A 25,799-nucleotide genomic window follows, 5' to 3' on the forward strand; every position below is an offset into this window, starting at 1 on the left:
GCCAATGACGCTGTCCGTGACCAACACCCTGACGGGCGAACGCGAAGAGTTCGAGCCGGGCGACCCCGACGACGTTTTGCTGTACGTCTGCGGGCTGACGGTCTCGGACGACGCCCACCTCGGCCACGCCCGGGTGTGGACCCACTCGGACGTGATGCACCGCTGGCTGGCCCACGAGGGCTACGGCGTCCGCCACGTCGAGAACTTCACCGACGTGAACGAGAAGATCGCCGCCCGCGCGGGCGAGGAGGGCCTCGGCGACACGGAGCACGAGGTCGCCGAACACTTCATGGCCTCGGTCATCGAGGACATGCGCGGACTCAACCTCCTGCGCGCGGAGGTCTACCCCCGAGTATCGGAGCACGTCCCCGAGATAATCGACCTCATCGAGACGCTCGTCGAGAAGGGCTACGCCTACGAGTCCAATGGTTCGGTGTACTTCGACGTGACCGAGTTCCCCGACTACGGGAAACTCTCGAACCAGAGCGTCGAGGAGATGGAAGCACAGGGCGAAGCCGACGAGCGCAGCGAGAAACGCCACCCCGCCGACTTCGCGCTCTGGAAAGCCGACGGCGTCGGTGACGCCGCCATCGCCGAACACCGGAAGGATGACCGCCCCGTCGACGACTCGACCGACCGCGGCGAGACGTGGGAGTCGCCGTGGGGCGAGGGGCGTCCGGGCTGGCACATCGAGTGCTCGGCGATGTCGATGACGCACCTCGGCGAGACGCTCGACATCCACGTCGGCGGTCACGACCTCGTGTTCCCGCACCACGAGAACGAGATCGCGCAGAGCGAGGCCGCGACGGGGAGAAAATTCGCCCGGTACTGGCTCCACACCGGCTTGCTGGAGACCAAGGGCGAGAAGATGAGTTCGAGCCTCGGCAACTTCTTCACCGTCTCGGGCGCGCTCGACGAGTTCGGTGTCGACATCGTCCGGACGTTCTACCTCTCGACGGGCTACGGCTCGAAACAGACGTTCAGCGAGGAGGCGATGGCCGAAGCCCGAGAGCGCTGGGAGCGGCTGGAGCGCGCCTACGAGACGGCCACCGACCGCCTCGACTCGACCAGTGCGCGGACGAAAGTCGAGGACGACGAACTGCGAGCGACGGTCGACGAGGCGCGCGAGGAGTTCACGCGGGCGATGAACGACGACTTCAACGTCCGCGAGGCGATGGCGGCGCTCCTGGAGCTCGCCGCGGGCGTCAACCGCCACGTCGAGCGTCACGACGAGTACGACTACCGAGGACTGCGAGAGGCCGTCGAGACGTTCGAGGAACTCGGCGGCGGCGTGTTCGGACTCGCCTTCGGCGACGAAGCGGGCGGCGACGTGAGCCTCGCAGACGACCTCGTCGAACTCGTCCTGGAGGTCCGCGAGTCCGAGCGCGAGGCGGGTAACTACGGACGCGCCGACGACCTCCGGGACCGATTGGAGGCCATCGGCGTCGAAGTGCAAGACAGCGACGACGGGCCGACGTTCCGGTACTGAGCGGCCAAATTTCGATTCGTCGTGTCGCTGTCACGCGAACCGACAGCCTCTTCTCCATTGCGGCATGACAACATCCGACATTCTCATATCTACTGGGACGCCTAACCTCCGGTAAGCGCGGGCGTCGCCGGTCGGCGTCGGCGCACCACCCCATGAAGTCAGACATCGACTACGAACGGTTGTACGAGGAGGTCATCCCCTCCGTCGTCTCCATCTACGTCGCCGAGCGCGGTCCGATGGGCGGCGCTGGGTCCGGCTTCGTCTACGACCGGAACCACGTCGTGACGAACGAACACGTCGTCCGCGGCGGCGACGGGGTCGAACTCCGGTTCAGCGACGGCCAGTGGCGCGAGGGCGAGGTCGTCGGCGTCGACGCCTACACCGACCTCGCCGTCGTCCGCGTCGAGCGCTTGCCCGAGACGGCCGTACCGCTCCCCGTCGCCACCGAGAACCCGAGACCCGGTCGCCCCGTCGCGGCGCTCGGCAACCCGATGGGGCTCGACGGCTCCATCAGCGTCGGCATCGTCTCCGGGTCGAGTCGGTCGATGCCCACTTCCGGCGGCTTCGCCATTCCGGACGTGGTCCAGACCGACGCGCCCATCAACCCCGGCAACAGCGGCGGGCCGCTCGTGGCGCTGAACGGCCGCGGCGAGTCGGACGGCGGAGGCGAGAACGGCGATTCGACGACGCTCTCCTACGAAGTCGTCGGCGTCAACCGCGCCAAACAGGGCGACAACATCGGCTTCGCCGTCTCGCCGGCCATCGTCTCGCAGGTCGTTCCGGGGCTCGTCGAGGACGGCTCGTACCGCCACTCCTACCTCCGGACGCGGACGCTCGACGTGACCCCCACCGTCGCGCGGGCGAACCGCCTCGACGAGCCTCGGGGAGTGCTCGTCGTCGACGTGGCCGCCGGACCGACCGGCGGCGACGCGCTCCGCGGGTCGCGCTACTCGCGGACCGTCCGCGGGCGGGAAGTGCCGGTCGGCGGCGACGTCATCGTCGGCATCAACGGCCGCGCGGTCAACTCCCACGAGCAGTTGATGCACTACCTCATCACGGAGACGCGCCCGGGCGAACCGGTCGAAATCGACGTGCAGCGTGACGGCGAGGCGGAGACGCTACGCGTGGTTCTCGGTGAGCGCCCGACGCCGGGCGGGAGACGCCCGCGGCGACGCGACGGACGCGGCGAGCGCATCCCCATCGACTGAGCCGAGAGAGCGCCGGATTACTCGAAACTGCTACAGTTTCGCGGCCGAAATTCGAGCGCCATGGGCCACTGCCCCCACTGCGAGACGGAACAGCGAGAACTCGTCGAGAGCGACACCGACCTCCGATTCAGCGACGGGACGGTCTGGGAGTGTTCGTCCTGCGGCGCGATTCTCGGCGTCAGTCGAGTCGGCGTCTGAGGTCGTCGACGTGAGCGAGTCGGCGCCGAGGCCGTCAGTCCGTCCGCGGGATGGCGTACGCCCCGGCGGCGAAGAAGACGACGGCGAGCGCGGCGAGCACGGCGAGGTTGAACCAGACCGTCATGTGTGCCTGGTACAACTCCCACCCGCCCTCGTACGTCAGCGCCCGGACGCCGCGCGAGAAGTACGTCAGCGGCGAGAGGTTCACTATCGGCCCGAACCACTCCGGCAGCAACTCCGGCGTGACGAACGTCTCCGAGAGGAACAAAAGCGGCAGTGCGATAGTGTTGCTCGCGGCGATGACGCCGTCCTGGGAGTCGGCGACGCTGCCGAGTATCGTCCCGAGGCCGCAGAACACGACGACGCCGAGGACGACGAACGGAACCAGGAGTAGCAGGCCGGGAGTGAGCGGAATCTCCGCGCCGGTCACGACGACCATCAGCGCGAGGATGAGCAGCGCCGCGAGGCCGATGATGACGACGTTGACGAGCGTCTGCGCGAGCAACCACTCGGTGCGCGACAGCGGCGTCGTCGCCAGTTTCTCGAAGCGGCTCCCCTCGCGGTGACGGGCGATTTCGCTGCCGACGCGCGACAGCGGCGTGAACAGCACGACGGTCGCCAGATAGCCCGGCACGTAGTACGTCTGCGGTTCGGCGAACAGGCCCCCGCCGGTCGGCTGGGTCTGCACCAGCGCGCCGAAGATGAGCACGAGGATGACCGGGAAGAAGAACGTGAAGAACACCGCCGTCCGCCGGCGGAGGAAAGAGTTCCACGCCGCGTCGAACTCCGCGCGGACCCGCCCGGTCGCTGTCATCGCTCACCTCCCGAGCCGGCGGGAGCGCCGGCGTCGACGGTCTGAGTCTCTTCCGCGCCGCCGGCGTCGGCGGTACGTCCCGCGGCGGTCGGTCGGTCGAACGCGGCGAACTCGTCGCCGGTGAGGTGCAGGTAGACGTCTTCGAGGCTCGGTTGCTTCCACGTCAGCGCGTCGTAGCGGACGCCGGCGGAGTCGAGCGCGTCGACGGCCGGGCCGATGCGTTCGGGTTCGACGTCCCGGAAGACGAGCTCCTCGCCGTCGACGGCGAGGTCGAACGCCGGGGTCGCCTTCGAGAGCGCCTCGGCCGCGGCGGACGGCGACGTTTCGGGACGGACGACGAGTCGGCTCTCGCCGCCGTACTCGGCAACCAGCGAGTCGGGCGTCCCGACGGCGACGAGTTTCCCGTCGGCGAGGAGGCCGACGCGGTCCGAGAGCCGTTCGACCTCGGCCATCGAGTGACTCGTCAGGAAGACGGTCGTCCCGCCCGCCGCGAGCCCCTCCAGGAGCGCCCAGAGCGACCGGCGACCCGCGGGGTCGATGCCGGTCGTCGGTTCGTCCAGGAAGAGCAGGTCGGGGTCGTTGACGAGCGAGATGCCGACGCAGGCGCGGCGCTGCTGGCCGCCCGAGAGGTTCTCGTACCACGTGTCGGCGGCGTCGGTCAGGCCGACGTCGGCCAGCACGGCGTCGGGGTCCCGCGACTCGTCGTACAGGCCGGCGTAGTAGGCGACGAGTTCGCGGGCGGTGAGTCGCGCTGGCGGCGAGAACGACTGCGGAAGCAGGCTCACGCGTTGCTCGTCGGCGTCCTCGGGGTCGCCGTCGAAGACGCGAACCGTCCCGTCGGCGCGGGTCGTCCCAGTGAGCGCGCGGACGAGCGTCGTCTTCCCGGCACCGTTCGGGCCGATGAGACCGAACACCTCCCCGGCGCCGACCGACAGCGAGACGCCGTCGAGCGCGACGGTGTCACCGTACCGTTTCCGTACGTCGTCGGCGACCAGTACCTCGTCCATGGTCGGACTCGGAGCGTTCCGGCCGTAAGGATTCGGATTCCGCTTCGTCACGCGACGCGGCGCTGGCGGCCCGTCGGACACGGCCCGGCGCGTCCGCTCAGTCGTCGTCTCCGGGGTCGACGGCCCCCGTCGCCTCGGTCGTAGCGGCGAGAGATGCGGCCTCGTCCTCGTCGAACGCGTCGATACCGACGGTTCGTTCGGTCTCGGCTGCTTCGTACGCCGCCTCCGTGAGCGCCGTCACGCGGACGGCGTCGCTCGCCGGGATGGCGAGTTCGGCGTCGCCGCGGACGGCGTCGACGAAGTTCTCCAGTTTCGCCTCGGTCAGTTCCTCGAACTGGGGTTCGTGGGCGTCCTCGACGTCGACCTCGCCGCCGGATTCGACGGTCAGCGTGTCGTCGGCGAGGCTGATTCGGCCCTCGGTCCCCCAGAAGTGCAGGCCCTCGCCGGGAGCGGGCGTGCTCCGGCCGGCCCCCGAAACGCCGACGCTCGCGGTCACTCGGTCGCCGTCGCGGTCGAGCGTCACCGCCAGCGCGCTGTTCACGTCGACGTCGTGACCGCGGTCGTCGACCGCGGCGGCGACGGAGACGGGGTCGGTTCGCGTCGTCCACAGCAGCGCGTCGAGCAGGTGCGACCCGGAGTCGTACAGCTGCCCGCCGCCCGACAGCGCGGGGTTGCCGCGCCACTGTTCCTCGGCGAACGATATCCACACCTGTTCGAGGAAGCAGACGGCCATGTGCAGGTCGCCGATTGCGCCCTCGTCGACGAGGCGACGAATCTTCTGGAAGCGCCAGTCGACGTGTCGCTGGTAGCCGACCGCGAGGACGAGGCCGGCCTCGTCAGCTCGCTTCTGGAGGTCGCGGGCGTGGTCGAGGTCGGTCACCATCGGCTTCTCCAGGTGGACGTGGACGCCTCGGTCGAGACAGGCGCGAGCCTGCTCGTAGTGCAGCGTGTGCGGCGTGACGATACAGGCGGCGTCGGCGTCCTCGGCGTCGAGCAGCTCCTCGTACGACTCGTACGTCGGGACGTCGTGCTCCTCGGCGAACGCCTCGCGGGCGTCCGGGGAGACGTCCGCCCCGGCGACGAGGTCGACCCCGTCGAGGGCGGCGAGCGTTCGGAGTTCGAGGCGGCCGAGGTCACCGAGGCCGATTCCTACGACGTTCACGGCCGGTGGAGCGTGGGAGCGAGTATCAATCCGTCGGAGTCGGCGCGACTGAGCGAGTCGCTCGGGGGTTTCCGGTACTCACAGCCTTTTGACCGACGGGTCCGAGCGGTCGGTATGGAGTACCGACAACTCGGAGCGACGGGAACGCGCGTCTCGTCCATCTGTTACGGCACGTGGCGATTCGGCATGAAGAGCAACGGCGAGTACGAAACCGACCGCGGGGAGGCCCACGAACTACTCGACGCCTACGAGGCCGGTGGCGGGAATTTCATCGACACCGCGAACGTCTACGGCGACCCCAACGGGACGAGCGAAGACTGGATCGGCGACTGGTTGGCCGAGCGCGACCGCGAGGAGTTCGTGCTCGCCTCGAAAGTGTACTTCCCCTTCGACAGCGAGAACCCCAACGGACGAGGCCTGTCGCGGACGCACATCAGAAATCAAATCGAGGGCACCCTCGACCGGCTCGGCACCGACTATCTGGACCTCTACTACATCCACCGCTGGGACGAGAACACGCCTATCGAGGAGACGATGCGGACGCTCACCGGATTGGTCGAAGAGGGCAAGGTGAACTACCTCGGGGCGTCGACGATGGCGGCGTGGCAGTTGACGAAGGCGCTGTGGAAATCCGACGTCAACGACTACGCGCGCTTCGACGTGACGCAACCGATGTTCCACGCGGCGCAGACCGAGGTCGACGACTACCTCGACGTCTGCGCGGACCAGGACGTCGCGGTCTGTCCGTACTCGCCGCTGGCCGGGGGATTCCTCACCGGCAAGTACGAGCGCGACGACGACGGCAACGCCGTCGGTCCCGACGGGTCGCGCGCGAACCTCGTCGACTACTTCCAGGACGCCTACGTCTCCGAGCACGGCTGGGAGGTGCTTGACGCGATTCGAGAGGTGGCCGACGAAGTCGACGCGACGCCCGCGCAGGTCGCGCTCCGCTGGCTCGTCGACCAGCGCGAGTTCGCCTGCATCCCCATCGTCGGCGCGCGTACCGTCGACCAGATGGAGGAGAACCTCGGTGCGGTGGACGTGAGCCTCTCCGACGACCAGTACGACCGCATCGCCGACGCGCGCACCGGCGACGAGGAGTAGTCTCCGAACCCGTTACCGCCGACTCTACACTTTTCGTTTTCGCCTCCGAAGGCTCCGTATGGAGTACCGACAGCTCGGAGCGACGGGGACGCGCGTCTCCGCGCTCTGTTACGGCACGTGGCGATTCGGGCGCAAGACCGACGGGACGAACGAGACCGAGCGCAGCGAGGCGCACGACCTGCTCGACGCGTTTGCGGAGCGCGGCGGGAACTTCATCGACACCGCGAACGTCTACGGCGACCCCAACGGGACGAGCGAGGAGTGGATCGGCGACTGGCTGGCCGAGCGCGACCGCGAGGACTACGTTCTCACCTCGAAAGTGTACTTCCCCTTCGACGAGGACAACCCCAACGGACGAGGCCTGTCGCGCACCCACATCCGAAACCAGATAGAGGGGACGCTCGACCGGCTCGGCACCGACTACCTCGACCTCTACTACATCCACCGCTGGGACGAGGACACCCCCGTCGAGGAGACCCTCCAGACCTTGAACGGCTTGGTCGAGGACGGCCGCGTCAACTACCTCGGCGCGTCGACGATGGCGGCGTGGCAGTTGACGAAGGCGCTGTGGAAGTCCGACGTCAACGACTACGCGCGCTTCGACGTGACGCAACCGCTGTTTCACGCGGGCTACTACGAGGACGTGAAGGAGTATCTCGACGTCTGCGCCGACCAGGACCTCGCGGTCTGTCCGTACTCGCCGCTGGCTGGGGGATTCCTCACCGGGAAGTACGAACGCGCCGACGAGGACGACCCGCAGGCCGTCAGGGGACCGGACGGCTCTCGGGCGAACATCGACGAGCGCTTCGGCGACTACTACGTCTCCGAACGCGGCTGGAAGGTGCTCGACGCGATTCGGGAGGTCGCCGACGAAGTCGACGCTTCGCCCGCGCAGGTCGCGCTGCGGTGGTTGATGCAGATAGAGCAGTTCACCTGTATCCCCATCGTCGGCGCGCGCACCGAGGAGCAGTTAGAAGAGAACCTCGGCGCGGTCGACGTGAGTCTCACCCGGGAGCAACACGACCGGATACGAGACGCCCGATACGACGAGAGCGGGAACCTCTGGGGCCACTGAGTCGGGGCACTCGCCCGACGGAGTCCCCGTACGACCGCACCGGCCGCCTCAGGCCTCGCCGAGGCGGCTCCGGACGCCCTCGGCGATGGCGTCGACGTCGTACTCGTCGCCCTCGTCCTTGTCGAACACGACCTCGTCGTCGGCGGTGACGCGGAGGACGCCGTGGTCGCCGGTGACGAGTGCCACCGAGTCGAGTTCCCGCCCGAACTCCTCCAGCAACTGGTGTTGAATCTGTTCGGCCCGGTCGAGGTAGCCGCACGGGACGCAGTACTCGATTTCGACGGCTGTCATGTGTACACGTTCGCCAGCTATCGTGTTAAATCTCCGGCGAGCGGGAGCCGTCTCCGGCTATCGGCCGAACGGTCGCCAGTACAGCAGCGCGACGGTGACGACGAACACGACCGTCGAGAGGTCGTACGACAGCGCCGTCGTCGACGCGGCCAGCGCCGACCCGCTCCCCAACACGGCCGTCGCCAGCGAGGCGAGAATCGGCCACGAACAGGAGACGCAGGAGAGGAGACCTAAGATGCCCGAGACGGCCGCGCCCGCGGCGTCGATAACCGTCGCGTAGACGAGGTACGTCAGCGCGACGTAGCCGACGACGCGCCCGGGCATCAGAATCACGTTGAGCGTCTCGCCGCCGTAGATGAGCGCCGGTCCCCATCCCGGCGGGAGCCAGCCGATGCGGAGGCCCGCGCCGCCGTGGGGTGCGGCGAGCGTCACGAGTCCGCCGGCGACGGCCAGCGCCGCGAAGTAGGCGGCGGCGACGACGGCCGCGCGGCGCTTCGTCCGGGTCGACGCGGGCGCGACGGACGTCTTCGCCACCGCGAGGACACCCACGTTTAGCCAGAGCAACCCGTACACTGTGTACCGAGCGGGAATCAGCGTTCCGGGCGTCAACAGCCCGTACGCGAGGAGCGCGGCGAGTTCGACGTTGAACAGGACGCCGGCGTAGAGGAGCGTGTCGTGCGAGGGTCGGGGAAGTGAGCGGGCGAGAGTACTCATGGGTCAGTCGGGTTAGACCGCCAGCGCGTCGACGACGACCGCCAAGAGCAGCGCGCCGAGGTAGGCGTTCGAGGCGTGGAACGCCCGGAACGCCGCCGACTCCGACTGCTCGTAGTGGAGGCGGACGACCATCCAGAGGAACACGCCGCCGAAGACGACGCCGGTGAGGACGTAGAGCCATCCGAGCGTCTCGGCCGCCGCGAGCGCCGCCGCGGCGACGAGCGTCGCGCCGAGGTACCAGAGGATGTGTTTTCGGGTGACCGTCTCGCCGCGGACGACGGGCATCATCGGGAAGCCGCCGCGCTCGTAGTCGTCCTTGTACGCCAGCGCGAGGTTGTAGAAGTGCGCGGGCGTCCACAGGAAGATGACGCCGGCGAGGACGAGGCCGCCGAGGCCGACCTCGCCGGTGGCGGCGACCCACCCGATGAGCGCGGGGAGCGCGCCCGCCGCGCCGCCGATGACGGTGTTCTGCACCGTGTTCGGTTTGAGTACGAGCGTGTAGACGACGCTGTAGAAGAGGATGGCCGCGAGGCCGAGCGCCGCCGCCAGCAGGTTCACCGACGCGAACAGCGCCAGCGAGACGAGCGAGAGGAGAACGCCCCACGCGACGGCGTTGCGGACGGGGACGAGGTCGGTCACGAGCGGTCGGTCGCTGGTGCGGTTCATCCGGCGGTCGATGTCGCGTTCGAGCACGTGGTTGAACGTGCCCGACGCGCCGATAGAGAGGGCGCCGCCGCCGAGCGTCGCGGCGACGGTCGTCGGATTGAGTCCGGGGCCGCCGGCGAGCGCCATCGCGGCGCCGGCGACCAGACAGAGGAGCCACATCAGCCGCGGCTTCATCAGCCGGAAGTAGGCGTTCGCCGTCGCCTTCGCCCGGGCGAGCGTCGACGACGGAATCTCGGGATGTCGCTCCTCGGCGGGCGGGAGGTCCCGCTCGGGCATCCGGTCGGGTCGGTCGTCGGGGTCGCCGGTCTCGGTTTCGAGCGCCCACGCGAGCGCGGCGACCAGTCCGCCGAAGATGGTCATACCGACGACGAGGTGGACGGCCGACAGCGTGGCCGTCGTCCCGTTCGTCGCGACGAACGCGCCGATAACCGCTTGGGCGGGGTACAGGAGCAGCGAGAGTCCGAGCGCCGCTTTGATGCGGGTCGACTCGCCGCGTCGCCACGCGAGGACGCCGGTGGCGGCGACGAGGACGCCGACGACGAGCGCCACGGCCCGGTGGCCGAGCGCGACGTAGCCCATCGCCGACGACGGCAGCGAGAGGCCGTCGCCGCAGGCCGGCCACGCCGCACACGCCGTCGCCGCGTCGGTGAGCGTCGTCGTCGCGCCGACGGCGAGGAGGAGATAGACGCCCATCGCGGTGGCGGCGAGGAGTGCCGGAAACCGGTCGGGAGTGTCTGTCGATTCCACTAGTAGGTCACTGACGGAAGTTAGGAAGCCCGGTACTTAGTCACCGCGCTTTGCGGGGCCTCGACGGCGGGTCAGCGGCGTGCAACCCCCCGAGGTTCGTGGTTCGAACGTCGAACCCGGAAATCTGTCCTTCGAGGGACGTCCCGTCGGGCGAACGGGGAGTCAGCAGGTATTTACGTCGGCTTTCCCAACTCCGCAGTAGCAATGAAGCGTACGCGCATCGCACTCGTCTCGCTGTTCTCCGCAGTGGCGCTGGCGCTCGTCGCCGTCCCGGCGGCGGCTCAGCCGTCGGCGACTGCGGAGCTCATCAACGAGCTCAACGGGAAACTGCTGTATCTGGGGATTCCGATCACGCTTCTGGTCGAAGTCATCCTCATCTACACAGTCATCAAGTTCCGCAACAACGACGACCCGCAACCGACCAAAGAGAACCGGCGGCTCGAGATCACGTGGACCGTCGCGACGGCCATCATCCTGCTGTTCGTCGGCGTCGCCTCCTACGGCGTGCTCGCGAACCCCAACGTCACGTACGCCGAAGAGCCCGGCGCACAGGCGCCCGGCGAGGGCGACAGCGTCCTCGTCCACGCCGAGGCGTACCAGTGGGGCTGGGAGTTCACCTACCCCGAAGAGAACGTCACCGTAGACGGAAGCGAGGCCAGCCCCGTCGTCATCCCGGCCGAGCAAGACATCTACTTCGAGGTCACCTCGCGCGACGTGATACACGCGTTCCACGTCCCGGAGATGGGACTGAAGATAGACGCGTTCCCCGGGCAGAACCAGACCATCAAGACGGTGGCCCACTACCAGGAGAACGAGAATAACGTCTACCAGGGCTACTGCGCCGAGTTCTGCGGTGTCGCCCACTCGCAGATGTACTTCCAGGTGAAAGTCGTCCCGCAGGACGAGTACGAGCAGTGGCTGCAGGAGCAGTCCTCCGGTAGCAACTCGGGTGGCTCCGGCAACGACTCCGGCAACGCCTCGAACGCCTCCGCAGTCGGCGCCCAAGCGGAACTGACCGCCGCCGAGCACTGAATACGAACGACCCCCGTTCTCTATCTTTCCGCCGCCGAGCGTCGGCGCCCGCAAACCGCGACGCAGTGCCGGCCTTTATTACTCGCGTCGGCGCAGTAGCGCACGAATGAGTTCCAGCGACCGACACCGAAATCTCGAACGCATCGTCGACAGCGGCGTCGTCGCGGTCATGCGCGGCGCGGACGCCGACTCGCTCATCCAGACGGCCGAAGCGCTCGAACGCGGCGGCGTCTCGGCCATCGAAATCACCGCCGACAACCCCGGCGCGATGGAGATGATCCGAGACGTCTCGGGCGCGTTCGGCGACGAGGTCATCGTGGGCGCGGGCACCGTTCTCGACGCCGAGACGGCGCGAAGCACCCTGCTCGCGGGCGCGGAGTTCGTCGTCGGCCCGAACTTCGAACCGGACGTCGTCGAGACGTGCAACCGCTACAACGCCGTCGTCGCGCCGGGCGTCATGACGCCCACCGAGGCGGTTCGGGCGATGGAGGCCGGCTCCGACTTCGTGAAGGTGTTCCCGGCGTCAACGCTCGGCCCCGGCCACCTCAAGAGCATGAAGGGGCCGCTCGGTCAGATTCCGATGATGCCGACCGGCGGCGTCGACGTCGACAACGCCGCCGACTTCGTCGACGCGGGCGCGATGGTCGTCGGCGCGGGGTCGGCGCTCGTCGACGGCGACGCCGTCGCCGAGGGCGATTTCGAGGCCATCACCGAGCAGGCGCGCCGCTTCAGCGACGTCGTCGACGAGGCGCGCAACTCGTAATCGACGCGAGAGACGAGAAAGGTCAGCCGAGCGCCCACTCGACGCGGGTCGTCCGCTCGCCGTACACCTCGTCGCGCTCGGTGACGACGACGACGGCGGGCAGTTCGTCTTCGAAGTCGAACACCGCGTCGTAGCCGTCGACGGTCAGGCGTTCGGGGACCGACTGCGGGTTCGAGTCGTTCGCCGACCAGTTCGCCGAGAACGAGCCGTTTTCTTCGTCCGTGTCGCCGGTGACGACGGTGTCGTCCGACGCCGTCGCGGTGCCGGCACAGCCGTCGATGCCGTCGTCGCGTTCGGCGGCGACGACCATCTCGAACGTCCCTCCCTCGGCGTCGTACGTCGCCGACGCCAGCGCGACGCGAAGACAGGCGCCCGAGCCGACGACGAGCGCGCCGGTCACGCGGATTCGGCTCCGCTGTGGCTCGAACGTCACCGACGGTCGTTCCGCGGCGTGTTCGTCGTCGTCGGGTGAGCGACGCTCGAACTCGCGGGTCTCGACCGGACCGCCAGTCGACCGGAGGCCGAGCGCGCCGACGCCGAACAGCGCTGCCGTTCCCGCTGCCGCACCGGCGAGGAGCCCGCGACGGTTCATATCCTCAGTCTCCGGCCTGCACACAAGTACTTTCCGCCAGAGAGGAGTGTTTGTTTCTCCGACTTCTTCGGGGAGACGGCACGATTATCTCCTCGGACCGAGAGCGTGGAGTATGTCCGGAATCGTCTTCTTCCGCACCGAGCGACAAGACAGCGTCGTCGAGTTCTACACCGAGACGGTCGGCGCAGAGGTGTGGCTCGAACAACCGGACTGCACGGTGTTGAAGCACGGCAACATGCTGTTCGGCTTCTGCGACCGCGACGCGACCGACGACTGCGGCATCCTCACGTTCGTTTACGACTCGCGCGCAGAGGTCGACGAGATGCACGCTACCGTCGGCGACGCCGCCCGCGAGGAACCACACGAGAACGAGAGATACGACATCTACCAGTTCTTCGCCGACGACCCCGACGGGCGGACCGTCGAGTTCCAGGCGTTTCTGCACCCCGTCGACCTGTGAGTCGACGAGTTCCGACGCGAACGGTCGTGCGAGGGGAGAGCGAAGACGAACCGGCAGAACAAACGTCGCGCGGGTTTCGTTCCCCCACATGGACGACAGTTCGGTTCGCCGTGGACTCGTCGGCAGCGTAGGTGGCGGAGTCGGCGGCGGTCTGGTGATGTACGTCGTCGGAGCGGGAACCGGGTTGCGCAGCGCCGCGCTGTACGCCGTCGTGTTCGCGGTCACCTTCGCGTCACTCGAACTCGTCCTCGGCGACTGAGTCCGTCTCGACCCGCCGTGACGACGAGTCCGCAGTTCGTCTTCGCGTCAAGTCGTACTGGGGGTGTCGTCGTTCGGCGACTCGCTTTCGTCAGCGTCCGTCGAGTCGTCAGAGTACGCCGAATCGTCGGATACCGCCTCGCTGTTCTCGCGGTTCTCGCTGGTCCCGGCCGTCTCGCTCTCGCTCCCGTCGTCGTCGCTCTGGTCTTCGGCTGCCTCGCGTCGTCGCGCCGCGAGCGCCGCCTGCAACCGCGTTTCCAGCGCCGAGCGGAGCCGCTTCGCCTCCGCTCTGTCGATGTCGACGGCGGCAGCGTCGCGGGCCGAGAGCGAGCGCGACCCCGCAGTGTCGGCAGTGATTGTGGCGACCCGCCAGCGGCGCTGGAAGACGGTCCGCGTGTCGATGACGGTCTGTACGCGGTGGTAGGGGACGATCCGCGTCTGGCGGTTCCAGAAGCCGTTCCGCGTCACGACGTGGCGTTCGTCCAGCCAGTAGCCGCGGTGTTTCCACTTGTAGTGCGCGGCGACCGGAATCAGGGGGAGAATGACGGCGGGGACGAACCACGGGTAGTCGCCGCCGAGCGCGTAGTTCACGCCGTACAGCGCCGCGAGAAGGACGCCGAGTGCGATGAGATACCGGCCGACGTAGCGCCGGCGGATGCGTTTCGGGGGTCGTCGAAAGTCGAACTCGCCGAACTCGTCGATGTCCCGAGCCAGTGCGAGAACTCGGTCCACGCGCGCCAGCGGCACCGCGGCCTCCGACCCGTAGCTGCCGCCCTGTCCCGGCGCGTAGCCGGCCGTCTCGATGGCGAGGGTGGCGTAGCCGAACCGTCGCTTCAGGGGGTTGTCCTCGACGGTGAGCGTCTGCACCTTGTCGAACGGAATCGACCCGTCGTAGCGCTGGACGAGGCCGCGTTCGTACCGGAGTTCGTCGCTCGTCCGGGAGAGCCGAAACCCGTAGTAGTTCAGAACCGCGACGACGACGCCGACGAGCCACGAGAACAGCAGGATACCGACGGCCAGAAGGACGCCGCCGACGGCGAGCACGGTCAGCTCCGAGAGCGACGGGACCAGCGAGGAGAGAATCGGCACCGAACTGGAGGCGAGGAAGGCGACGACACCGGGTACCCGGAGGTCGAACGAGAGCAGGCCGACGAGCGCCAGTTCGCGGTCCGAAAGCGCGAACAGGAGGTCGGTCTCGTCGGTCGCCGACCCGTCGGCGTCCTCGGTCTCGCCTCGCTTTCGGCGGCCGATATCCCGCTGGAGGCGCTTCGCCTCCGCGAAGCTGACGTACCGTATCGCCGCCTCCGTCTCGCTGCCGCCCGCGGTCTCGAAGTCGACGGCCGCGATGTCGAGAAACCGCTGGAAGACGTTCCGCCGGATGTCGACGTTCTGAATCCGGGCGAGCGGAATCTCGCGGGTCCGGCGGGAGAACACCCCCGACCGGATGTCGAACGTGTCGGCGGTGAGGTCGTACTCGTAGCGTCGGTAGTACGCTACCTCGTACCCGACGAGCGCGAAGCCGATGGCCAAGAGCAGGCCGAGCGCGACGAGGAGGCCGCCCGCGCCGAACGCCTCCAGCAGTCCCGTCGCCCCCGTGAACAGGAGGATGAGAAGCGAGAACAGGAGACTCCCCGCCTTCTGGGCGACGCGGTACGGTATCGACAGCGGCGAGAGCTTCATACCGCGTCGTCACCCTCGGCGCGGATGGCCAGTCGCTTGATACGCTCTTGGAGGTCGTCCGAGCCAGACGCCGAGAGACCGGGGATGGTGACGTCCGCGCCACGCGACCCGGCGGTGTAGACGACGGTGGTCGCCAGCCCGGCGAGACGTTCGACAGGCGACCGCGAGGAGTCGACGTGCTGGATACGGACGAACGGGACGACCGTTCGGACGCGAGTGAACACGCCGCGCTCCAGATACAGCGAGTCGTCGCGGACCTCGTAGCGCCAGTAGCGGTACCGGAGGAGGGCGACGGTGACTCCGAAGAACAGCACGGCGAGAAAGACGGCGACCGGAAGCCAGAGCCCCTGCTCGAGGACGAATCGGTCGAACACGGCGGCGAGCGCGCCGACGACGGTGGCGGCGACGACCGCCCGCAGCGACCACAGCAGTCGCACGCGGGGGTGGAGTCGCATCATCGACGACGCACCCCGTCCCCCCGGAGGTGCGGTTCGCTCTTCGCTCGCTCGACCTCGTCGTCCCGTCGTCGTCTCGCCGACGCTGCCGTCGGCCGGAAGCCGCTCATCGCCGGTCGTTTCGAGGGAGCGAGTATAAATCCCGGTACCCGTCGGGGTCAGGCCGTCGCGGCCAGCCGTCGCTCGACGCGGCGGCGGGCGCGTCGAACCGCGTCGACGAGCGTCGTCACCGCCGACAACGCCGGGTACGTGTACGGTCGGTCGTGATAGAGAAACGTGGGGAGGTCGACGTCGGTGACGCCGAGTCGCTGGCGGTGGCTCCGGATCTTCGACTGGCGCTCGGCGTGGAGCGACCCCGCCCGTCGTTCGAGCGCCGAAACGCGTTCTCTGAGGTCGTGGAGGTCGTCGAACGACCGCTCGGGGAGCGGGCGGTCGTCGAGCGAGCGGAGTCGTTCGACGACAGCGTCGATACCGTCGAGTACCGTCCCCAGCGACTCGGCCTCCTCGTCGAGCAAGGCGACGAACGACTCGCGGTCGGCCGCCGCCTCCTTCGCCGCCTCCGCGACGACGCGCTGCAGTTCCGGCGTCAGTCCGTCCGTCGAGACGAGCGCGCCGCCGACGCCGGTGCCGAACTCCTCGACGATGCTTCGTCCCACGGTGTCGCCGTACTCGCTCTCGTAGTGCGGCACGGCCATCACCGTCCGTTGATAGGCGTTCAGGACGCGCCGCGTCGCGTTCGGTCCGCCCTCGCCGACGCCGCTACCTCTGACGGTCGCCGGAACCGTGCGGCCGGCGCTCGCCGGCTGTATCTGCGCCAGTCGGTCGCCGAACGCGCGAAACGCCTCGCGCTCGTCGACGGTCCGACGACGCTCTTTGCGAACGATCTGGCGGGCGTCTCGAACCGTGTGCCCGACGGCGTCGAGCGTCGGGGCCCGCTCGGTCATCGCCCGACGTCCTCTGTGTGGGTGCCGAACGCCATCCGCCGGTCGGGCCGCGACCGCCCGGTCCGCGCCGACAGTTCGATACGCACGCCCCCGTCAGAAGAAGGATATTCGCCGCTCACGCGCTCTCGTCTCATCGCCCTCACGAACGCCTGCCACCGAGATAAAAATATCGGCCACCGGTCGAATTGAAATAATTACCGCTCTATAGACCTATACATCCTTCTGTGCTAACATGTAACGGTGTTTCGAGGGGGTCGCAGTCCACCGCCCGAAACGTCTGCTACGGCCCGCCGCCTCCGCGTCCGACCGCGAGAGGAGGGCGGTAGGTCAAACACCTGTTTGTCCCTTGGGAAGTTTCTTTAAATGTTGCTCGTATCTGTTCGCCATGCGTATCAGTTCCCGAACGATTGCGACGCTGGCGGTCGCACTCCTGTTGGTGACGGCGGGGTGTTCGGCCAGCAGCGGCGGCGACGCCGGCGGCCAGAGCACCGACCTCGTCACGTCGGCCGGCGGCGGCGACGGCGGGTCGGCGAACGACGCGGCCGCCGAAGGCGAGACGGCGAACGCCGACAGCGACGCCCAGTTCGCCCAGCAGCGCGAGCTAATCCGCACCGGCGAACTCCGGATGGAGGTCGACGAGTTCGAGACGGCCCGCGACAACCTCACCGCGGCCGTCGAGGCCCGCGGCGGGTACGTCAGCGACACGAGCGTCTCGAACCGCGGCGAGGGTAACGAGACGTGGTCCGAGGGTCGTATCGTCCTCCGCGTTCCGCAGGAGAACTACTCCTCGATGGTCGACGCCGCCAGAACCGAGGGAACCGTCGAGTTCGAGGAGACGACGACCGAGGACGTGACCGACCAGGTCGTCGACCTCGAAGCGCGGTTGGAGAACCTCCGGGCCGAGCGCGACCGCCTCCGCGAACTCTACCAGCAGGCCAACGAGACCCAGGACGTGCTGGCCGTCCAGCGCGAACTCTCGGACGTCCAGACGGAGATAGAGCGCCTCGAAGGGAGACTCCAGTCGCTCGAACAGCGGGTCGCGTACTCCACGCTCACGGTCTACCTCGAAGAGCCGCGGCCCGAGGGCCTCTACGACCGCGCCGCGTGGTACGACACCGGCGTGCTCGCGGCGTTTCTCGAATCCGTCAGCGGCGTCGGCGTCACGCTCCGCGCGCTCGTGGTCGGCGTCGCCTACGCCGCCCCGTATCTACTGGTGTTCGGCTTGCCGCTCGTCGGCGCGGTAGCGCTCCTGTACCGACGCGTCCGCGGCTGAGCGACCGTCGACCGGTCCCCGGCCCCTCCGTTTTCGCCTTCTCGGCTCGCGTCGCTACTCGAGTTCCGTGCCGTCCCGCGGACAGTACTCGTAGGCATCGTCGTCCGTCCGAAAACCGCAGGTCTGACACCGCCGGGTCGCTCCCGCGGCCGTCGCGCCGCGGAACAGAAACGGGACGAACGGCAGAAACAGTAAGAAGACGAGACTGTCGAAGTACCACCACAGCAGCGCGCTGACGAGGAGGCTGCCGGCGAGTCCGAGAAGCGCCGTCAGCGTCCGTGACCGAACCATGCGCCGACGATACGCGCTCGGCGGACAAAAGGCGGACGACCCAGCCCCGTCATTCCAATTTCGGTCGCACCGCCGGCGGGAGCGCCCCGACGAGCGCTTCGAGCGTCTCCCGGTCGCCCGCCGCGACGTACGTGCGCTCGGATTCGACCGACTCGACGCCCGCCTCGGCCGCCAGCAGCGAGCCCGCGTACTGTTCGTACACGTCCGGGTGGAACGAGACGAGCCCCTCGATTCGGCCCGTCGCCAACAGGCCCCAGTCGACGCAGGGCGACCACGTCTCCAGCACCCGCTTGCAGACGCCGTCGAGCGCGTCTATCATCTCCTCGCCTCGTTCACGTAACTCAGCGTCGCGGACTGCCGGGAGGCCGAGGACGAACGAGACGGTGCCGTGTTCGAGCGGCAGGTCGCTCCCGCCGCCGAGTCGAATCGGTTCGCCGTTCACCGTCGCGCCGCGGCCCCTGCGGGCGAGATACAGCGACTCGGGGAGCGGTTCGTAGATGGCCGAGACGACGGGTTCTCCGTCGTCGACGACGGCGACGGCGGAGGCGAACATCGGCAGTCCGGCGGCGAAGTTGTTCGTCCCGTCCAACGGGTCGACGACCCACTCGTAGCGGCCCGACCCGGAGCGTCCGGCCTCCTCGGTGTGGAGGGCGTGGTCGGGGAACGATTCGCGAATCACGGAGACGACCCGCGCTTCGGCGGCGCAGTCGGCGGCCGCCTTCACGTCGTCGGTGCCGAACTCGCCGTCGACGGTGCCGTTTCGGAACTCGTCGCGGAGAAACTCCCCGCCCGCGCGCACCGCCCGCTCGGCCACCGCGGCCAGGTCGTCGGCGTCGACTGCTTCCATGGTCGCCGATGCGGGGCGAACGGTATGAGCGGTTCGGAGTGCTTCGGCCGTCGAACCGGCCGGCGGGACGGACGGGTGGCCCGCCGGACGTACGCACGGGTGGCTGTTTAGATATCTATCTATATATCTTTCCAGAAATCTCTACAGAAATGCGGCGGACAGCCGTCGCACGCGACGTGCCGATTGGCCAACGTATTTCGGGGACCCCGGAGAGATACGACCGATGAGCGAGCCCATCCCACTCGAATCCTTCTACGACTTCACTCAGATTTCGACGGCGTTCGACGTCTCGCCGGACGGCGAGCGACTCGCCTTCGTCACCGCCGAGTCCGACCAAGCGGAGGAGAAACGACTCACCTCGCTTTTCGTCGTCCCGACCGACGGGAGCCGAGAGCCGCACCGACTGACCCGCGTCCCCGGCGGCAGTCAGCCGAAGTGGGGTCCCGACGGCCGGCGACTCGCCTTCGTCGCCGCACGCGAGGAAGACACCGAGCGACGCGTCGGCTGGCAGGAACGCGACGAGGACGAGGAAGACGGGGAGACGGAGAGCGACGCCGACGACAACGCCAGCAACGGTAACAACGGCGACAACGGTGACGAACCCAAATCCCAAGTGTGGCTGTTCGACCTCTCGCTCGGCGGCGACGCCCGACAGGTGACCGAGTTCGACGAGGGCGTCCGCGAGTTCGACTGGTCGCCCGACGGCGACCGCCTCGTCGTCTCCGCGCGCGACCCCACCGAGGAGGAACGGGAGTACCTCGAACGCCGCCGCGACGGCGGCCCGGTCGAGACCGAGCGCCTCCAGCACAAAGCCGACGGCGTCGGGTATCTGGACTCGGTGACGACGTACCTGTTCGTCGTCGACGCGGAGTCCGGCGACAGCGAGCGACTCGACGACGCCTACGGCGGCGGCGCGTTCGAGCCCCTGACGGGGATGAACCCCGCGTGGGGGCCGAGCGACCGAATCGCGTTCACCTCCTGCCGCCTCGACAACCCCGACGATACGATGGTTCGGGACGTGTACGCCGTCAACCCCGACGGCGGGAACCTCGAACGGTGGACCGACTCGGATCTCGCTATCAACTCGCCGACGTGGTCGCCCGACGGCGACTCGCTCGCCTTCGTCGGCAGCGACCCCGAGAACTGGTACGTTCCCTCGCAGCTGTTCGTCCACGACGGCGACGAGTACGAGTCGCTCACCGCCGAGCTCGACCGGACGTTGGCCCGCGGTGCGAGTCCGCAGTGGGCCGGCGACGAGACGCTGTACGTCCTCGTCGGCGACGAGGGCAAGACGCGACCGGTTCGCGTCGGCACCGACGGAACCGTCGAGCGCGCCTTCGAGGCACAGGGCGACGACCGCGCGGTGAAAGGATTCGACATCGGCGGCGACGCCGCGGGGTTCCTGCTCTCGCACCCGAGTGATGGACAGGACCTGTTCGCACTCGACGTGGCCGACCTCGGCGCGGAGTCCGAGACCGAACCGGCGTCGTTCACCCGCCTCTCGCGGGTCAACGGCGCGTTCACCGAGGAGTACGAGATGCCGCAGGTTCGGTGGGTGACGTACGACTCGGATGTGTCCGAGCGACGCTCGGACGCTCGGGAGACGGAGTCTCCCGGTGGGTGGGAGATAGAGGGAATCGTCTACGCGCCACCCGAGTTCGACTTCGAGAATCCCGAGGAACACCCCTTAGTCGTCGCCATCCACGGCGGCCCCATCTCCTACGACGAACCCGAGTTCCGCTTCACGCACGCGGCGTTCACCTCCCGCGGGTACGTCGTGTTCCGGCCCAACTACCGCGGCGGCTCCTCCTACGGCCGGCAGTTCGCCGAGACGCTCCGCGGGCGTTGGGGCACCGTCGAGGTAGAGGACATCGCCGCCGGCATCGAGGAGATGGTCGACCGCGGCTACGCCGACCCCGAGCGCGTCTTCGGCCACGGCTTCTCCTACGGCGGCATCGCGCAGGGCTTCCTCGTCACGCAGACCGATCTGCTCACGGCCGCCGCACCCGAGCACGGCCTCTACGACCTCCGCTCGGCCTACGGAACCGACGACAGCCACATCTGGACCGAGACGGAGTACGGCGTCCCGTGGGAGGCCGGCGAGTCGCTCGACGCCTCCTCCAGCATCCTCGACGTCGGCGAGCTCTCGACCCCGCTTCTCGTGATGGCGGGCGAGGAGGACTGGCGCTGTCCGCCGTCGCAGTCCGAGCAGTTGTACGTCAGCGCGAAGAAGCAGGGCGTCGACGCGAAGTTCGTCCTCTACCCGGGCGAACACCACAACGTCGGCGACCCCGACCGCGCGATTCACCGGATTTCGGAGATTCTCGACTGGTACGAGCGGCACGACCCGGCGTCGGAGTGACTCGGCGAGTGACTCACTGACGGCTACGCTCGAGGTACCGCTTCCCGGCGTTCTTTCTCGCCGCCGGTCTCCTCGTCTATCGGGCGTAGGGGTAGTCGACCACTGACGACAGTTCTGCGACAGAAACCAAAGACCGCGATACGAAATCCCGAGTCGTCCGAGGCGACGCGAGCAATGTCGTCTCGGACGAGCGACCGACGGTCTGAAGCATCGCCGAGCAGGCGGACGGCGCTCACCGTCGACCACAGCGTTTTGCCGCCTCCCGAGGAACGGTGAGTCATGCTGCGGCTGGAAGACCCGCTCGACATCGGCGGCCTCACCCTCCCCAACCGCCTCTATCGAGCGCCGCTCCTGGAGTGCGCCGGCAACGAGGACGACGCCGTCGAGACACTCGTTTCTGACCTCGAACCCGCCGCCGCGTCGGGGGCGGGGCTGGTGTGTCAGGGCGCGACCATCGTCCGCGGCGAGGGCGGCTGCGCCGCCCCGGGGATGACGCGCGTCCACGACCCCGATTTCGTGGCCGAACTCTCGGAACTCACCGACGCCGTTCACGCCCACGGGAGTACCATCGCCATCCAACTGGAACACGGCGGCCTGCGGAGCATGGAGACGTGGCACGCGGGCTACCGCGCCGCCAACCCCGGACTGCAACAACTGGCCGTCTCGCGGCCGCCGTGGCCGCTTCGGTTGCTCGATGCGCTCGGCTTTCTCAGCTACGATGCGCGCGTGCTCTCGACCGACGACGTGTACGAGTTGGCGGCTGACTTTGGCCGGTCGGCGGCGTACGCCGTCGACGCCGGCTACGACGCAGTTCACCTCGCCGGGGCGAACATGGGCATCGTCCAGCAGTTCCTGTCGCCGTTCTACAACCGCCGCACCGACGAGTTCGCGGACGGCGTGCGCTTTCTCGAACTCGTCCATGACGAGGTTCGCGAGCGAGCGGGCGACGTGCCTCTCATGACGAAAGTACCCGCGGAGACGGAAGCGCCGCCGTTCGTCCGCAATCGGCTCTCCGCAGTCGACGCCGTCCGAATCTGCGAGCGACTGGACGAGATGGGCTACGACGCGCTCGTTCCGGTGAACGCCTCGGTGTTCTGGGATATGAGCATCGTCCGCGGCGAGTTTCCGACGCGAGCGTGGCGCGACGAAAGATACCGAGAGGGATACGCCGAGGCGTTCGGCGGTCGGACGCGAGCGGCGCTCGTCGAACTCGGCAACTGGGTGGAGTCGCTCGCGTACGACTTCGAACCGGCGTGGAACGCCGAACTCTGTCGCGCGGTACGAGAGCGAGTGGACGTGCCGGTACTCGCCGAGGGCGGGATTCGAGAGCGGGGACAGATGGACCGACTGCTGGGTCGCGACTGCGACGCAGTGGGGATGGCGCGGCCGTTCTACGCCGAACCCGAGTTACCCGCGCGGTTGCTCGACGGTGCGACGAGAGAGACTCGCGTCGTCTGCGAGAGCTGCAACAACTGCGCGGTGCCGCAAGCGACCGGCGAACCGGGGATCTGTCGAACGCCGCCGGTTCTCCGGCGAGTGGGCGAGTTACGGAAAGCGGGCGCGTACGAGCGAAACGACCCGTCGCGGCCGAAGTAACGAGAGGAGAGCGGGAACGTCGGCGCTGGGTTCGTCCAGCGGTCCGCTCAGCCGAGGACGTAGTCGAGCTTCGGGTACTTCTCGATGAGCGGCTGCCCGTCGACCTCGTACTGCTCGATGTAGGCGTCGAGGCCGAGGATGCGGCCAGCGCCGAACGCCGCGACGGCGAGGAACACGAGCGCGTAGGCGAAATCGCCGTTGATGACGCCGTGTTCGATGCTCCAGTTCCCGAAGTAGAACATGAGCATCATGAGCGCGCCGAAGAACGCCGCGAGGCGGGTCATCACCCCGAAGATGAGTCCGAGGCCGATGAGGAGTTCGCCCCACGGGACGGCGACGTTGACGAAGTCGACGAACCACGGCGTGCTGCCCATCCACGCGAACAGCCCCGCCAGCGGGTTGCCGTTCGTCGCGGCCACGTTCGTCAGGTAGCCGCCCGCGTCGAAGGGGACGACGAGTTTCTCGACGCCCGCCCACGCGAACGCGACACCCATCATGAGGCGGAGCGCGAGGACGAACCAGGCGCTGAGGCTGTGGGCTTCACCGGTCACGGTGTAGCCGCCGATACTGCTCTGGAACGTGTTTTGGGTCGTTTGGGTCATCGTCTTCACCTTACAGTTGTACCATTGTCCGGCAACCCCATATAAATGACATCTCGTTCCCGGCGAGTGAGAACCGTGCAGGAGGGTGGCACGAACCAGCCGGTTCCGACACCTGTCACGGCGTCCGAGAGTCGAGAGCGAACTCTCGGAACTGCGAAGTCGCCTCGGTCTACAGCCTCGCGCGCACCGACGAGAGTTCGGGCATCGAGACGCCGACGACGTTCGAGAGCGCGTCCGCGCCGCCCAGCAACCACTCGGCGCGTTCGATTCGCGATTCGAGGTCGCCGGGACCGATCCGGTAGGCGTCGACGATGTCGCGGGGGGGCACGTCCTCGGCCCAGTCGTGGAGGATGCGCGCCGTCTTCACCGCCTCCAGCCACCGCTCGAAGTTCTCGGTCTCGCCCATCTTCGTCGTGAACTCGGCGGCGTGTTTCGTCGCGTACTGGTACATCGCCGCGCGCTCGCGGTTGCCGAGGTACGTCCCGTGCATGTCGGGCGTGTCGCAGACGATTTCCAACGCCGTCAGCTCCGTCGTCGTCTCCATCCCGGCGGCGATGCGAAGCCCCGAGACGATTCGCGCGCCGGTCTCCGGCGAGAGGTACTGCCGCGACACCTGTGCGCCGAGTTCCGTCGCCGCGAGCGTCTTCTCGTCCGCGATCATCTCCATCGCCACGAGATCCGAGATGACCGCGTCGACGACGCCCGAGAGGTCCATGTCGGGCGTCTGGTGCGCGTAAAACGTCGCGCCGAGGAGGTCGAGGATGCTCTCGCGCGAGTCGGCGAACTCGCTTGCGACGACCGACAGCACGTGCGTCCGCAGCGCCTCGCGGTCGGCGAGCTTCGACTCCACCGCTTCGGGCTCCGCCTCCACGTACCGCGTCCGCAACTCGTCGCGGGTGTTCTCGTCGCCGACGAGGACGGCCTCGCCGTAGGGGTCGAGATGCGGGCGGCCCGCCCGCCCGCACATCTGGTGAACTTCGAGCACCGGTAGCCACGCCATCTCCGAACCCGTGTACCGCTTCTGGTCGCGGATGACCACGCGCCGCGCGGGGACGTTCACCCCGGCGGCGAGCGTCGGCGTCGCGCAGATGACCGATATCTCGCGGCTCCGAAAGCCGTTCTCGACGGCGACGCGGTGGTCGCTCCGCAGGCCCGCGTGGTGGAACGCGACCCCCGAGTCGAGCGCGTCGGCGAGCCGTTCGCCCGTCTCCGTCGCGACCGCGTCGAGCACGGCGTCGGCGACGCCGGAGGCCGACCCCAACCCATCCTGCGCGAGTCGCCGCGCGAGCGACTCGGCTTCGCGGCGCGACCGGACGAACGCGAGCGCCTGCCCGCCGTCGTCGACGGCGCCGGCGACCAAGGCCGCGGTCGCTTCGGTGTCGGCGTCGGCGCTCGGCGGCAGTTCCCCCGCGTCGCAGTCGACGGTGAGGTTCGTTCCGTCGTCGAAGTTCACTCGCTCATCGCAGTAGACGCCGGTTCTGAGGTCGATGGGCCGCCACCGGTTCCGGACGAGTTCGGCGTCCAGCCAGTCGGCGATGTCCTCGGGGTTGTCGACGGTGGCCGACAGCGCGACGATCTGCAGGCCCGGAGCGCGGCGCTGGAGCGTCGCCAGCGTCACTTCCAGCGTCGGACCCCGGCCCTCCGCGCCCAACAGATGGACCTCGTCGACGACGACGCAGGCGAGCCGTTCGACCCACGACGCGCCGTTTCGAATCGCCGAATCGACTTTCTCGCTCGTGGCGACGACGACGTCGTAGTCGGCGAGCTCCTCGCCGGGCGAGTCGAAGTCGCCGGTGGAGATGCCCGCCTCGACTCCCGGAAGTTCGGCGAACGCCTCGTACTTCTCGCGGGCCAGCGCCCGCAGCGGGACGACGTAGAGGCCGGGACCGTCGGCCGTGAGCATCGCCAGTTCGGCGATGAACGTCTTTCCTGACGCAGTCGGAATCGCGGCGACGACGCCGCCGCCGTCGCAGACGCCCGCCTCCACCGCGGCCGCCTGCGGCGGGTAGAGTTCGTCGATACCCTGCGCTTCGTAGTGGGCGACCAACTCGTCGGATAGCGGCAGGTCCCGGACTCGCATTGTCACTCTCTGTCTCCGGCTTCGGGTAAAAAGGTACGCCGCGGAGCGAGAGTGTGGCGACTCGGAACGTCGCATCGGTCGACGGCCGT

General features: G+C 68.3%; 26 protein-coding genes. 12 read left to right on the plus strand and 14 right to left on the minus strand.

What is annotated here, in order from left to right:
- The first annotated feature begins 4 nt into the window (after positions 1-4).
- The 3 genes from cysS to DV709_RS17950 all read left to right on the plus strand — a co-directional run bounded on the left by cysS (position 5) and on the right by DV709_RS17950 (position 2,895).
- Complete coding sequence (gene cysS, locus DV709_RS02815) at positions 5-1,489, plus strand: cysteine--tRNA ligase (RefSeq protein WP_117591558.1); 1,485 nt, start codon at positions 5-7, stop codon at positions 1,487-1,489.
- Between the two features lie 152 nt (positions 1,490-1,641).
- The gene (locus DV709_RS02820; protein WP_117591560.1) at positions 1,642-2,697 is read left to right on the plus strand and encodes a S1C family serine protease; all 1,056 of its coding nucleotides are present in this window, start codon (positions 1,642-1,644) and stop codon (positions 2,695-2,697) included.
- A gap of 60 nt (positions 2,698-2,757) precedes the next feature.
- A complete protein-coding gene (locus tag DV709_RS17950) occupies positions 2,758-2,895 on the plus strand; it encodes a hypothetical protein (RefSeq protein ID WP_198665636.1) in 138 nt (45 codons plus the stop codon).
- A gap of 34 nt (positions 2,896-2,929) precedes the next feature.
- On the opposite strand, the gene DV709_RS02825 is transcribed toward DV709_RS17950, so the two are convergent.
- The 3 genes from DV709_RS02825 to DV709_RS02835 form a co-directional block, all read right to left on the minus strand.
- The gene (locus tag DV709_RS02825; RefSeq protein ID WP_117591562.1) at positions 2,930-3,709 is read right to left on the minus strand and encodes an ABC transporter permease; all 780 of its coding nucleotides are present in this window, start codon (positions 3,707-3,709) and stop codon (positions 2,930-2,932) included.
- Positions 3,706-4,716, minus strand: coding sequence for an ABC transporter ATP-binding protein (locus DV709_RS02830; RefSeq protein WP_117591564.1), 1,011 nt, complete (start codon positions 4,714-4,716; stop codon positions 3,706-3,708). The genes DV709_RS02825 and DV709_RS02830 overlap by 4 nt, the downstream gene beginning before the upstream one ends.
- A 97-nt stretch (positions 4,717-4,813) precedes the next feature.
- The gene (locus DV709_RS02835; RefSeq protein ID WP_117591566.1) at positions 4,814-5,878 is read right to left on the minus strand and encodes a Gfo/Idh/MocA family protein; all 1,065 of its coding nucleotides are present in this window, start codon (positions 5,876-5,878) and stop codon (positions 4,814-4,816) included.
- Positions 5,879-5,992: 114 nt separating this feature from the next.
- Here DV709_RS02835 and DV709_RS02840 point away from each other — a divergent pair, with 114 nt between their 5' ends.
- Together DV709_RS02840 and DV709_RS02845 are read left to right on the plus strand one after the other, a co-directional pair.
- Entirely contained in the window at positions 5,993-6,982 is a 990-nt protein-coding gene (locus DV709_RS02840; protein ID WP_117591568.1) for an aldo/keto reductase, read from the plus strand.
- A 58-nt stretch (positions 6,983-7,040) separates the two neighbouring features.
- Complete coding sequence (locus DV709_RS02845; RefSeq protein WP_117591570.1) at positions 7,041-8,057, plus strand: aldo/keto reductase; 1,017 nt, start codon at positions 7,041-7,043, stop codon at positions 8,055-8,057.
- 48 nt (positions 8,058-8,105) lie between these two features.
- Here DV709_RS02845 and DV709_RS02850 read toward each other — a convergent pair whose 3' ends face one another.
- Genes DV709_RS02850 through DV709_RS02860 form a run of 3 tightly spaced genes read right to left on the minus strand, consistent with a single transcriptional unit; the run spans position 8,106 to position 10,475 of the window.
- On the minus strand, positions 8,106-8,348 hold the full coding sequence (locus DV709_RS02850; protein WP_117591572.1) for a SelT/SelW/SelH family protein: 243 nt from the start codon (positions 8,346-8,348) through the stop codon (positions 8,106-8,108).
- A 57-nt stretch (positions 8,349-8,405) separates the two neighbouring features.
- Positions 8,406-9,062 carry a DUF7546 family protein gene (locus DV709_RS02855; protein ID WP_117591575.1) on the minus strand — a complete coding sequence of 219 codons (657 nt, stop codon included), beginning with the start codon at positions 9,060-9,062 and terminating at the stop codon, positions 8,406-8,408.
- A 12-nt stretch (positions 9,063-9,074) separates the two neighbouring features.
- Positions 9,075-10,475 carry a heme o synthase gene (locus tag DV709_RS02860; RefSeq protein WP_394338679.1) on the minus strand — a complete coding sequence of 467 codons (1,401 nt, stop codon included), beginning with the start codon at positions 10,473-10,475 and terminating at the stop codon, positions 9,075-9,077.
- A 204-nt stretch (positions 10,476-10,679) separates the two neighbouring features.
- Between DV709_RS02860 and coxB the strand changes: the two genes are divergently transcribed.
- Together coxB and DV709_RS02870 are read left to right on the plus strand one after the other, a co-directional pair.
- Positions 10,680-11,507, plus strand: coding sequence for a cytochrome c oxidase subunit II (coxB, locus tag DV709_RS02865; RefSeq protein ID WP_117591579.1), 828 nt, complete (start codon positions 10,680-10,682; stop codon positions 11,505-11,507).
- Positions 11,508-11,613: 106 nt separating this feature from the next.
- Complete coding sequence (locus DV709_RS02870; RefSeq protein ID WP_117591581.1) at positions 11,614-12,270, plus strand: bifunctional 4-hydroxy-2-oxoglutarate aldolase/2-dehydro-3-deoxy-phosphogluconate aldolase; 657 nt, start codon at positions 11,614-11,616, stop codon at positions 12,268-12,270.
- A 22-nt stretch (positions 12,271-12,292) separates the two neighbouring features.
- Here DV709_RS02870 and DV709_RS02875 read toward each other — a convergent pair whose 3' ends face one another.
- Positions 12,293-12,862 carry a hypothetical protein gene (locus DV709_RS02875; protein ID WP_117591583.1) on the minus strand — a complete coding sequence of 190 codons (570 nt, stop codon included), beginning with the start codon at positions 12,860-12,862 and terminating at the stop codon, positions 12,293-12,295.
- 112 nt (positions 12,863-12,974) lie between these two features.
- On the opposite strand from DV709_RS02875, the gene DV709_RS02880 reads away from it, so the two are divergent.
- Together DV709_RS02880 and DV709_RS17575 are read left to right on the plus strand one after the other, a co-directional pair.
- The gene (locus tag DV709_RS02880) at positions 12,975-13,322 is read left to right on the plus strand and encodes a VOC family protein (protein WP_117591585.1); all 348 of its coding nucleotides are present in this window, start codon (positions 12,975-12,977) and stop codon (positions 13,320-13,322) included.
- Positions 13,323-13,410: 88 nt separating this feature from the next.
- A complete protein-coding gene (locus DV709_RS17575) occupies positions 13,411-13,581 on the plus strand; it encodes a hypothetical protein (RefSeq protein ID WP_157972631.1) in 171 nt (56 codons plus the stop codon).
- Between the two features lie 47 nt (positions 13,582-13,628).
- On the opposite strand, the gene DV709_RS02885 is transcribed toward DV709_RS17575, so the two are convergent.
- From DV709_RS02885 to DV709_RS02895, 3 genes are all read right to left on the minus strand, one after another.
- Positions 13,629-15,260: a PH domain-containing protein gene (locus DV709_RS02885; RefSeq protein ID WP_117591587.1), complete on the minus strand. Its 1,632-nt coding sequence runs from the start codon at positions 15,258-15,260 to the stop codon at positions 13,629-13,631.
- Entirely contained in the window at positions 15,257-15,718 is a 462-nt protein-coding gene (locus DV709_RS02890; RefSeq protein ID WP_117591589.1) for a PH domain-containing protein, read from the minus strand. The genes DV709_RS02885 and DV709_RS02890 overlap by 4 nt, the downstream gene beginning before the upstream one ends.
- 155 nt (positions 15,719-15,873) lie before the next feature.
- A complete protein-coding gene (locus DV709_RS02895; protein ID WP_117591591.1) occupies positions 15,874-16,659 on the minus strand; it encodes a DUF7260 family protein in 786 nt (261 codons plus the stop codon).
- A gap of 385 nt (positions 16,660-17,044) precedes the next feature.
- Between DV709_RS02895 and DV709_RS02900 the strand changes: the two genes are divergently transcribed.
- Positions 17,045-17,932, plus strand: a complete 888-nt coding sequence (locus DV709_RS02900; RefSeq protein WP_117591593.1) for a DUF4349 domain-containing protein — start codon at positions 17,045-17,047, stop codon at positions 17,930-17,932.
- A gap of 54 nt (positions 17,933-17,986) precedes the next feature.
- Here DV709_RS02900 and DV709_RS02905 read toward each other — a convergent pair whose 3' ends face one another.
- Both DV709_RS02905 and DV709_RS02910 read right to left on the minus strand, forming a co-directional pair.
- On the minus strand, positions 17,987-18,223 hold the full coding sequence (locus DV709_RS02905) for a hypothetical protein (protein ID WP_117591595.1): 237 nt from the start codon (positions 18,221-18,223) through the stop codon (positions 17,987-17,989).
- Positions 18,224-18,272: 49 nt separating this feature from the next.
- Entirely contained in the window at positions 18,273-19,070 is a 798-nt protein-coding gene (locus DV709_RS02910; protein WP_117591597.1) for an inositol monophosphatase family protein, read from the minus strand.
- Positions 19,071-19,293: 223 nt separating this feature from the next.
- Here DV709_RS02910 and DV709_RS02915 point away from each other — a divergent pair, with 223 nt between their 5' ends.
- Positions 19,294-21,432, plus strand: a complete 2,139-nt coding sequence (locus tag DV709_RS02915; protein ID WP_117591599.1) for a S9 family peptidase — start codon at positions 19,294-19,296, stop codon at positions 21,430-21,432.
- Between the two features lie 279 nt (positions 21,433-21,711).
- Positions 21,712-23,028 carry an oxidoreductase gene (locus DV709_RS02920; RefSeq protein WP_117591601.1) on the plus strand — a complete coding sequence of 439 codons (1,317 nt, stop codon included), beginning with the start codon at positions 21,712-21,714 and terminating at the stop codon, positions 23,026-23,028.
- A gap of 47 nt (positions 23,029-23,075) precedes the next feature.
- Here the strand turns inward: DV709_RS02920 and DV709_RS02925 are convergent, their stop codons facing one another.
- Together DV709_RS02925 and DV709_RS02930 are read right to left on the minus strand one after the other, a co-directional pair.
- On the minus strand, positions 23,076-23,630 hold the full coding sequence (locus DV709_RS02925) for a DoxX family protein (protein ID WP_117594045.1): 555 nt from the start codon (positions 23,628-23,630) through the stop codon (positions 23,076-23,078).
- 169 nt (positions 23,631-23,799) lie between these two features.
- Positions 23,800-25,710 carry a DEAD/DEAH box helicase gene (locus DV709_RS02930; protein ID WP_117591603.1) on the minus strand — a complete coding sequence of 637 codons (1,911 nt, stop codon included), beginning with the start codon at positions 25,708-25,710 and terminating at the stop codon, positions 23,800-23,802.
- Positions 25,711-25,799: the final 89 nt, after the last annotated feature.

This window comes from Haloprofundus halophilus (assembly GCF_003439925.1).
Taxonomy (GTDB): Archaea; Halobacteriota; Halobacteria; order Halobacteriales; family Haloferacaceae; genus Haloprofundus; species Haloprofundus halophilus.

Coding starts and splice junctions, on each gene's coding strand:
- coxB (WP_117591579.1), top strand. CDS start 10,680: ATGAAGCGTACGCGCATCGCACTCGTCTCGCTGTTCTCCGCAGTGGCG.
- DV709_RS02855 (WP_117591575.1), bottom strand. CDS start 9,062: ATGAGTACTCTCGCCCGCTCACTTCCCCGACCCTCGCACGACACGCTC.
- DV709_RS02930 (WP_117591603.1), bottom strand. CDS start 25,710: ATGCGAGTCCGGGACCTGCCGCTATCCGACGAGTTGGTCGCCCACTAC.
- DV709_RS02900 (WP_117591593.1), top strand. CDS start 17,045: ATGCGTATCAGTTCCCGAACGATTGCGACGCTGGCGGTCGCACTCCTG.
- cysS (WP_117591558.1), top strand. CDS start 5: ATGACGCTGTCCGTGACCAACACCCTGACGGGCGAACGCGAAGAGTTC.
- DV709_RS02925 (WP_117594045.1), bottom strand. CDS start 23,630: ATGACCCAAACGACCCAAAACACGTTCCAGAGCAGTATCGGCGGCTAC.
- DV709_RS17575 (WP_157972631.1), top strand. CDS start 13,411: ATGGACGACAGTTCGGTTCGCCGTGGACTCGTCGGCAGCGTAGGTGGC.
- DV709_RS02920 (WP_117591601.1), top strand. CDS start 21,712: ATGCTGCGGCTGGAAGACCCGCTCGACATCGGCGGCCTCACCCTCCCC.
- DV709_RS02890 (WP_117591589.1), bottom strand. CDS start 15,718: ATGATGCGACTCCACCCCCGCGTGCGACTGCTGTGGTCGCTGCGGGCG.
- DV709_RS02845 (WP_117591570.1), top strand. CDS start 7,041: ATGGAGTACCGACAGCTCGGAGCGACGGGGACGCGCGTCTCCGCGCTC.
- DV709_RS02830 (WP_117591564.1), bottom strand. CDS start 4,716: ATGGACGAGGTACTGGTCGCCGACGACGTACGGAAACGGTACGGTGAC.
- DV709_RS02885 (WP_117591587.1), bottom strand. CDS start 15,260: ATGAAGCTCTCGCCGCTGTCGATACCGTACCGCGTCGCCCAGAAGGCG.
- DV709_RS02875 (WP_117591583.1), bottom strand. CDS start 12,862: ATGAACCGTCGCGGGCTCCTCGCCGGTGCGGCAGCGGGAACGGCAGCG.
- DV709_RS02850 (WP_117591572.1), bottom strand. CDS start 8,348: ATGACAGCCGTCGAAATCGAGTACTGCGTCCCGTGCGGCTACCTCGAC.
- DV709_RS17950 (WP_198665636.1), top strand. CDS start 2,758: ATGGGCCACTGCCCCCACTGCGAGACGGAACAGCGAGAACTCGTCGAG.
- DV709_RS02895 (WP_117591591.1), bottom strand. CDS start 16,659: ATGACCGAGCGGGCCCCGACGCTCGACGCCGTCGGGCACACGGTTCGA.
- DV709_RS02870 (WP_117591581.1), top strand. CDS start 11,614: ATGAGTTCCAGCGACCGACACCGAAATCTCGAACGCATCGTCGACAGC.
- DV709_RS02880 (WP_117591585.1), top strand. CDS start 12,975: ATGTCCGGAATCGTCTTCTTCCGCACCGAGCGACAAGACAGCGTCGTC.
- DV709_RS02840 (WP_117591568.1), top strand. CDS start 5,993: ATGGAGTACCGACAACTCGGAGCGACGGGAACGCGCGTCTCGTCCATC.
- DV709_RS02910 (WP_117591597.1), bottom strand. CDS start 19,070: ATGGAAGCAGTCGACGCCGACGACCTGGCCGCGGTGGCCGAGCGGGCG.
- DV709_RS02825 (WP_117591562.1), bottom strand. CDS start 3,709: ATGACAGCGACCGGGCGGGTCCGCGCGGAGTTCGACGCGGCGTGGAAC.
- DV709_RS02820 (WP_117591560.1), top strand. CDS start 1,642: ATGAAGTCAGACATCGACTACGAACGGTTGTACGAGGAGGTCATCCCC.
- DV709_RS02915 (WP_117591599.1), top strand. CDS start 19,294: ATGAGCGAGCCCATCCCACTCGAATCCTTCTACGACTTCACTCAGATT.
- DV709_RS02905 (WP_117591595.1), bottom strand. CDS start 18,223: ATGGTTCGGTCACGGACGCTGACGGCGCTTCTCGGACTCGCCGGCAGC.